The sequence below is a fragment of the Chrysiogenia bacterium genome, from assembly GCA_020434085.1.
GTDB lineage: Bacteria > JAGRBM01 > JAGRBM01 > JAGRBM01 > JAGRBM01 > JAGRBM01.
In genome coordinates this window covers 1-7,132 of sequence record JAGRBM010000029.1, presented here as the reverse complement: position 1 = coordinate 7,132, position 7,132 = coordinate 1, and the positions used below count along the sequence as shown (strand labels likewise).

Genomic DNA, 7,132 nt, shown 5'->3' with positions numbered 1-7,132 from the left:
GTTGAGCTCGGGAATGGCCTGCGTGCAGGGGCCGCACCACGTCGCCCAGAAGTCGACGTAGATGAGCTTGCCGCGGTAGTCGGCGATTTTGAGCTCGCCGCCGCTCACGGCCGGAAACGAAAGGTCGGGTGCCGTGGTTGCCTTGCCGTTGCTGTGCTGGGTGCACGCGCCGATGACCACAAGTCCCAGTGCCAGAAGAATTGTTCGCAGATGCTGTTTCACGCCTCAGTCCTTTCGCTCAAAGAAAAGGCCCGGTGAATCGCCGGGCCCTTCCGTAACAAGTCATTTCCCAAGCGGGCTGCGCCGGGTTCAGGCAGCTTCGCCGTCAAAGAGCCAGCCGAAGTCTTCTTCTTCGAAGTATTCCACGCGGGTCTTCTTGAATTCCACCACGGAGAATAGAACGTCATAGTCGGTCAGGCCCGTATCCTCCGACATGCGACGAATCATCTCGCGGCAATCATCGTCGCTCTCGCCGTGAACCATGGTGAAGAGGTTGTAGCGCCAGTCCTCGTAAACGGGGCGGCGGTAGCAGTGGGAGACGATCTTGAACTGGGCCATCTTGTTGCCCATCTCGTCCACGGTTTCCTCGGGAACGGCCCACACGCCCATACCGTTGGAGCGGAAACCGGCCTTGCGATGATGAAGGATGCCCGCGTAGCGACGAAGCACGGCGCGCTCCTGCAGCTCTTTGGCCTTGGCGAAGAGCTCCTGCTGGGAGACGCCCATCTTCTCGGCCAGCGGCTTGAAGGGCTCGGGAATCATCTCCAGATCGGGCTGGAGCACGCGCACCGCGGCGATGTCGTCCTTGCTCATCTCAACCGCTTCCTTGAGATGCTTGTTCCACACGCCGCCCTCTTTTTCCTTCTGCGTCGCTGCTTCGGGAGAGGTATCGTTGAGATTGAGCTTCACGCCGATCTTGTAGAGCTTGAGCGTGGGAAGGATGCGGGTCACCAGCGCGCCGGACTTCTCGTGCAGGGCGTTGACGTGTTTTTCGAGGTCTTCGCCCGGAGGGACGGCCACCGTGTACCAGATATTGAACTCGTGCTCGCGCTTGTAGTTGTGCGAGACGCCCGGATGCCGGTTGATGAACTTGGCGACCTTTTCGATCTCGTCGGGCTTGGCTTTTACCGCCACGAGCGAGCTCTTGTAGCCCATGTTGCGCGAGTCGAAGATCGCGCTGATCTGGCGAATCACCTTGGCCTTCTTGAGCTTCTCCAGGCGCTGCCGCACTTCCTCACCGGACACGTCGAGCCCGCCGCGCTTTGCCAGCTCGGTATAGGGATCCTCGACGAGGGGAAACTCGTCCTGAATCAGCGTGGTCAGGGCCTTGTCGACCTCATCCATTTCATTGACGTCCATGAGACTCTCCAGACTCTTTAAAAAATCGGCCCCGGCTCACCACCAGCCGCGGCCACCTGCATCGGCAATCGCCGGGATTTCTCACTGAAATTGTGCGAGTCGCCCCGGGCAGGGGGCCACCATAGCGGGCACCCGCCCGGGCGAGCAAGACGGGGCTGCCCCGGCGCAAATCAGCGCTGAAAATCGCTCAAATCGGGTCTTCGCCGGACTTTGCCTGCCCCGCGCGCTTGGCCACCAGGTCGGCCAGAAGCTGGTCGGCTCCCAGGTGCGGGGCCATCAGAATTTCGGTATCGGGAAAGGCCTTGCGGACCTCGGCAATCAGGCTGGGCAGGTCGCGGCGCAAGTGGTTGCCGACGTTGAGCAGGTAGGGCACGACGGTCACCCGCTTGGCCCCCTGCCCCACGCAGGTCTTCACGCCAAAGTGCATGTCCGGCTCTGCCAGTTCCAGGAAGGCCATCTCCACGATGGGGACGCCCGTTGAGGCTTTTACGAGCTCGGCCACGTGACCCAGCTCGATCTTGAGATCGGGGGCCCGCGATCCGTGCGCGAACAGCAGGATGGCATCTGTGTTGAGGTCACTCATTGCGCTCTCCGCCTGAGAGCTTTTCGCGCGCCGCGCGCCAATGCAAGCGCCGCGGGCTCCCTGCCGGGACAGCCCCGGGCCGCTGGGCCGGTCAGGTCCGGATCAGCTTGACGATCTGCAGGCCGAAGAAGGAGGTAATGGCGACCAGCACCGCCAGCACGATGTGGATACGCCAGAGCTTCTTCTCGTACTTCGCCAGCATCGCGGGCACGTCATCGACCTCGATCAGGCCCGTGGCGATGCGGATGTATTTCATCCCCAGCCCCATCGCCGCCATCGCGCACATCAGCACAAAGAGCAGCACGAAGAAGAACTTGGGCATCAGGATGCTCCACACTGCGGAGAAGTAATCGGTGCCCCAGGCTTCCTTGTACTTGAGCAGGTTGAACACGCCAGTCATGAACGTGATCATCATCGCCATGAGGTTGGCATAGAGCCAGGCCCGGAAAGTCTCCACCTTGGCCGTGAGCAGCGGCCCCGGCTCAAGGGTCTCGGGCTGGTTGGGCAGGAAATAGAAAGCCACGAAGACCGAGCCGCCGAAGCAGAACGCGGTCCCCAGCAGGTGGATCCAGAGATTCAGGCTATCGAGGGACCAGTCCATGGTCGGGCTCCTTGGAGGCGGCCGCGGGTGCGGCGCGGCCATGGTTTACTCGCCCCGCAGCGCCGGCGCAAACCAGCGGCAGGTCTCATGTCCCGTCTTGTTTCAGGAGGCTTTCGACTGCGCGAGCTTCTTGTGGAAGAGCTCCAGGAAGAGTTCGGTGGTGACCGGATCGTAGATCTTGCCGCTTCCCTCGGAGAAGTGTTCGTGGATCATCTCCGCGGGCCAGGCGTCCTTGTAGCTGCGCTTGGTGGCCAGGGCGTCGTAGACCTCGACAAGAATGAGGATGCGGCCGGGAAGCGAGATCTCCTCGCCGCCGATGCCGCGCGGATAGCCGCTGCCGTCCCAGCGCTCGTGGTGCTCGTAGACCCACAGCCGCTCGGCCGCCAGCGAGGGCACTTCCGAGAGGATGCGGTCGCCGATGCTGGGATGCTCCATGATCTGGTCACGCTCATCAGCCGTGAGCGGCCCCTTCTTCTGGAGCACGTAGTCGGAGACGCCGAGCTTGCCGATGTCGTGCAGGAGCGCGGCGCTTTCCACGCGGAGCTTGGTTTCTTCGTCGAGGTCGGTCAGGTCCGACATCATGCGGCAGTATTTGCGCACGCGGTCGGCATGGCCGCCGGTGTAGGGGTCCTTGGCCTCAAGGGCTTTCGCCAGTGACTCGATGCTGGCGACGTAACCGACCTCAAGATCTTTATAGAGGCGCGCGCGTTCGGCCGCGATGGCGGCGTTGTGTGCCAGCACGCGGGCCGATGCGATTTCATGCTCGGTGAACTCTGTGTCCGATTTGCGCCGCACCAGGTGCAGCGCACCGCGCACTTCGCCTTTCTGACGCATGGGAACGCAGATGCCGAGATCGTCGCCGAAGACGCTGGCCACCGGGCAGGTGTTGTTCTCCAGCTCCGTGCAGTGGCCATTGATGGCGGAGTATTCGTGACGGAGCTGGCGCACCTGCTCGGGTGTGAGATTCAGGAACTGGTCGCGCTCTTCTGCAGCCAGTCCGTGCTCGGCGCCGAATTCCACGCAGAGCTCATCGCCCTCGCCGGCAAAGCAGACGATGGCACCGGCATCAGCGCTGGCGCCCTTGAGAGCGGTCTTGAGAACGATTTCGTAGAGATTGGGAAGCGCGTGGTGGTCGGCGATGTCGGCTGCAGCCTGATGGATGGTGATGATGTCCTTGAGTTCGAGGACCTCGCGCGCCAGGCGCTTCTTCTCCAGCAGGCGTTCAATGGAATTCTCGAACAGGAGCAGGTTCACCGGCTTCTGCAGGTACTCATTGGCACCCAGGCGGAATGCTTCGATCACGTTGTCGATGGAGGCAAATCCGGTCAGGACGATGATATCGAGTGCGGGGTAACCGGGGCGAAGCTTGCGGATCACATCGAGACCCGTCACGTCGCCCAGGTAGAGATCACAGACCAGCAGATCGACAGGGTGATTGCGCAAATGCTTGTCGAGCCCGTTGGGCTCTTCGAAGAGAGATACCTCGTAGCCGCGCGTTCGCAGGAATTCCCCAAGGATTTCCCGGACAGCGGGCTCATCGTCGAGGATCGCTATGCGTCCCTTACTCATGCTGCCACCCGATTCCCGGTTTCAAGCTGTGTTCTACCCAAGCGAACGGTAACGGAATGGCCCGAAAAAGGCCAGTCAGAGCATCCGGGGTTGCCACGTGATCCCAATTGGACCGCAGCAAAGAAAAAGCCCCGGTTTCGCGCGAAACCGGGGCCTTGAGTGAACTTTTCTGCGTTTGGAACGCGATGCGTCAGGCCGCATCCTCCGAAGAAAGCTCGGCCTTCACGGCCTCGATTTCCGGGACAAGGTGTTGTTCGGGCTTCTGGAAGCTGCTGTATTCCTCGGGCTGATAGGGAATCTGCCGGTCCACCACGATGGCGTCCTTGATGCAGACCTGCGCGCAGAGCTTGCACGACACGCACTTCTTCTGGTCGACCTCTGCCACCTGGAAGAAGTCGCCCGAACCGTTGTCGACCATGGTGATGCAGTCGAACGGGCAGGCTTCCACGCAGAAGACGCAGCCCGAACACGACTCTTCGATCACGAAGGCCTTCGGAATGTCTTTGGGCTTCACGCGGTCAACGATGATGCCCAGCCCGTCCTCGATCGCGAAGTACGGACAGTAAATTCCGCACGTCGAGCAATCGATGCACAGGTCGGGCTCGATCAGGTGGATCGCGTCCTTGTCACCGGTGATCGCACCGGTGGGACACACGCGAACGCACATGGTGCAGCCGGTGCATTTGTCGGTGATGAAATGAGGCATCGCTTCCCCAAACCTTTCGAAATCGGGCTGCTTGATCGCCCTGCGGCGCTGCAGCTTACCACCGGAAAGGGCGCAAAAAGGCCCTTTCCGCCGCGCCTTTATACCCACGGCCTCCCGCCTTGTCCAGTCTGGTGCCTCCCCCACCGAGCGCCGGCCAAAGGGGCGTCCGGCGGGGCTAAGCCGGTGATATTCTTGACAAGCCTGCGCTGCTGGGCCCAAGCTCACGCTTTCCGGGTGGCGAAGCCCCATCGGGGCCCGCGTGGGAACGACCGGCAGACGAGAAATGACGCAGTCTTTGGCAAATCCGGTAAAAATCGGGCGCTTTACGCTCGAAAAGCCGCTTGCGCTCGCCCCGATGTGCGGAATTACCGACGTCATCGAGCGCCCCAAGAACCGCAAGTTCGGCGCATCGCTGTGCTTTACCCAGATGGTCAGTGCCGAGGGATACGTGCGCGAGAGCAACCGCACCCGCGAGCTGCTCGACTACACCCCGGCCGACGATCCCCTTGGGGTCCAGATCTTCGGATCCACGCCCGAGGTTCTGGCCCGGGTTGCCCGCGACATTTGCGACCGATACGAGGTCCAGTGGATCGACCTGAACATGGGCTGCCCGGTGCGCAAGGTCGCCTGCCACGAGGCCGGTTCGGGACTGCTCAAGAACCTGCCGCTCGTGCGCCAGATCTGGGAGGCCATGCGCAAGGCGCTCCCCAATGAGAATTTTACCGTGAAGGTCCGCGCCGGCTGGGACGACAAGTCCCTTGTCATCGACGAGCTGGCCGAAATGGCCGACGGCATCGGCCTCGACCTGCTGACCATTCACCCGCGCACCCGTGCGCAGGGCTACTCGGGGCAGGCCGACTGGTCGCGCATCGCCCGGCTCAAGGAGCGCTGCAAGACCACGCCGGTCTTCGGCAGCGGCGACCTCCTTGCCCCGCAGGCCATTCGCGCGATGATGGAAGAGACCGGCGTGGACGGCTGCTCGCTCGCCCGCGGGGCCATCGGCAATCCCTGGATCTTCTCGCGCGGGCTGGCACTGCTCGAGGGCGAGAGCGATCCGGGCGAGCCCACCAATCGCGAGCTCTTCGAGGTCATCTGCGATCACCTGCGCGGCTGCACCCGGACTTACGGCGATCTGCGCGGCGTGAAGATGTTTCGCCCGCACTTGGCCGGGTACCTGCGCGGCCGCCGCAATGCCACGCAGATGCGCCGGCAGATTTTCGGCATCAAGACCGCCGAGGAACTCGAAGACGTGCTTCGCAACTTCCTCCTGGGCGAGCACATCGACCCCGACGCCTCGCCGGGAACGCGAAACCAGGAGGTGGCCTGAGGCCATGGGCCGCGAAAAGGCCACACCCGACAAGTCGAAGCGCCCCCGGTTCGGGGACGACGTCGCCAGCCTGCTCGACTCCATGGTCGACGCGCTGGTGCTCATCGACCGCGACGGAACCATTCTGTATTTCAACGATGAAGCCGAGCGTGCCTTCAGCATCTCGCGCACCGTGGCGACCGCGCGTCCCTTCGATCAGGTGCTCGCCGGCAACCCCTGGCTCATCAAGCTCATCGACCGAACGTTGCGAACGAACTCGGCCTGCACCGACCGCAATGCCACCCTGCGCGTGGGACCCGACGTAACAGGTCGCGCATCCGAGCATCCGGTCACCGCGGCGGTTACTCCCTGGCATCACCCCGATGGGGACTACTGGGGCGCGCTTGTCATGCTGAGCGACCGCAGCCGTGTGCGTGAGCTGCAACGCGACCTCATCCGCAACGACCGCCTGGCATCGCTGGGCACCATCGCCGCGGGTCTGGCCCACGAGATCAAGAACCCGCTCGGCGGGATCAAGGGCGCCGCTCAATTGCTCGAACGCGAGATCAAGGGCTCCGACCAGGCCGAGCTCATTCAGGTCATCCTCAAGGAGAGCGCGCGGGTCAACTCCATCGTCGAGCGCCTGTTGCGCTTCGGACGTCCCCCGGCGGTCGAGCATCAGGACGTGAACCTCCACGTGGTACTCAACGAAGTGGTGCAACTCGTCTCCCTCTCGGAAACCGGCAGGGACAAGCAATTTGAGGAAATCTACGACCCGAGTCTGCCCCACGTGACCGGTTCCCACGACGCGCTCAAGCAGGTGTTTCTCAACCTGATCCAGAATGCGGCCGAAGCCAGCGCGCCCGAGGGACGAATCGAGATCAGCACCCGCTACACCAGCGACGTCGCCCTGCGCGATTCCGGCGGCTCGGTCCGCGGATTTCTCCAGACATCCATTCGCGACTACGGTTGCGGCATTGATCCGGAGAACCTGCTCCGGCTGTTCAC

8 protein-coding genes are annotated in these 7,132 nt (G+C 62.8%); 2 read left to right on the top strand and 6 right to left on the bottom strand.

The window, feature by feature from the left end; genetic code table 11:
* The 6 genes from KDH09_00850 to KDH09_00825 all read right to left on the bottom strand — a co-directional run.
* On the bottom strand, nucleotides 1-222 hold a 222-nt coding region (locus KDH09_00850; protein MCB0218215.1), incomplete at its 3' end, for a TlpA family protein disulfide reductase.
* 87 nt (nucleotides 223-309) lie between these two features.
* Nucleotides 310-1,359 carry an Lrp/AsnC family transcriptional regulator gene (locus KDH09_00845; GenBank protein ID MCB0218214.1) on the bottom strand — a complete coding sequence of 350 codons (1,050 nt, stop codon included), beginning with the start codon at nucleotides 1,357-1,359 and terminating at the stop codon, nucleotides 310-312.
* Nucleotides 1,360-1,546: 187 nt separating this feature from the next.
* Nucleotides 1,547-1,942, bottom strand: a complete 396-nt coding sequence (locus KDH09_00840) for a CbiX/SirB N-terminal domain-containing protein (protein MCB0218213.1) — start codon at nucleotides 1,940-1,942, stop codon at nucleotides 1,547-1,549.
* 91 nt (nucleotides 1,943-2,033) lie between these two features.
* Nucleotides 2,034-2,543 carry a hypothetical protein gene (locus KDH09_00835; protein MCB0218212.1) on the bottom strand — a complete coding sequence of 170 codons (510 nt, stop codon included), beginning with the start codon at nucleotides 2,541-2,543 and terminating at the stop codon, nucleotides 2,034-2,036.
* Between the two features lie 102 nt (nucleotides 2,544-2,645).
* Nucleotides 2,646-4,112 carry a response regulator gene (locus tag KDH09_00830; GenBank protein ID MCB0218211.1) on the bottom strand — a complete coding sequence of 489 codons (1,467 nt, stop codon included), beginning with the start codon at nucleotides 4,110-4,112 and terminating at the stop codon, nucleotides 2,646-2,648.
* Nucleotides 4,113-4,302: 190 nt separating this feature from the next.
* Nucleotides 4,303-4,818, bottom strand: a complete 516-nt coding sequence (locus tag KDH09_00825) for a 4Fe-4S binding protein (GenBank protein MCB0218210.1) — start codon at nucleotides 4,816-4,818, stop codon at nucleotides 4,303-4,305.
* A 283-nt stretch (nucleotides 4,819-5,101) separates the two neighbouring features.
* On the opposite strand from KDH09_00825, the gene KDH09_00820 reads away from it, so the two are divergent.
* Both KDH09_00820 and KDH09_00815 read left to right on the top strand, forming a co-directional pair.
* The gene (locus KDH09_00820) at nucleotides 5,102-6,145 is read left to right on the top strand and encodes a tRNA-dihydrouridine synthase (protein MCB0218209.1); all 1,044 of its coding nucleotides are present in this window, start codon (nucleotides 5,102-5,104) and stop codon (nucleotides 6,143-6,145) included.
* A gap of 4 nt (nucleotides 6,146-6,149) precedes the next feature.
* The coding region (locus tag KDH09_00815) for a PAS domain-containing protein (GenBank protein MCB0218208.1) at nucleotides 6,150-7,132 on the top strand (983 nt) is incomplete at its 3' end.